At 69.7% G+C, this 647-nt stretch carries 1 protein-coding gene; it reads right to left on the bottom strand.

Annotated elements, in window-relative coordinates; all coding sequences use genetic code 11:
* Positions 1–647 (bottom strand): calcium-binding protein (locus ABD923_RS19090; RefSeq protein ID WP_345229577.1); only part of this gene is annotated, 647 nt, incomplete at both ends.

Genomic DNA, 647 nt, shown 5'->3' with positions numbered 1-647 from the left:
CCGGCCCCCGACAGAACCACCGCGTCCGTCACCCCGGTGGCGTCCAGTACGTCGTTGCCGTCGCCGGAATTCACCCGCTCGATCCCGGTGCCCGCCAGGGAGAAGCTGAAATCGCCGTTGTCCATCAGGAACAGGCGGTCATACCCGGCCCCGCCATCGAAGGACTGGTCGACGCTCTCGGCGAAGAACCGGTCGTCGCCCGCCCCGCCCTCGAAGGAATCCGAGCCGCCGTCGCCGAACAGGAAATCGTCCCCGTCGCCGCCGATCAGCACGTCGTCGCCCGCCCCGCCCGAAAGCTGGTCCGTGGCCGAGCCGCCGGTCAGCGTGTCATTGCCGCCTTCGCCCGAGATCACGAGGCCCAGGGCCACGCCCGTGCCGTCGAAGGCGTCATCGCCGGTGCCGCCGATGACCCGCTCGATATTGGTGCCCGCAAGCGCCACGTTCACGCCGCCCGGATCCACCGCGATCAGCCGGTCATAGCCGCCGCCGCCGTCGAAGAACGTGTCCTGCCCGTCGATGTAGAGATCGTCCGCCCCGGTCCCGCCCGAGAAACTGTCCGCGCCGTCATTGCCCTGCAGGATGTCAGACCCCCAGCCGCCGATCAGCACATCGTCGCCCGTCCCGCCACGCAGCAGGTTGCCATTGCC

The sequence above is a fragment of the [Roseibacterium] beibuensis genome (genome assembly GCF_039542305.1).
Lineage (GTDB): Bacteria > Pseudomonadota > Alphaproteobacteria > Rhodobacterales > Rhodobacteraceae > Roseibacterium > Roseibacterium beibuensis.
This window is presented reverse-complemented; position numbering and strand designations above follow the sequence as displayed.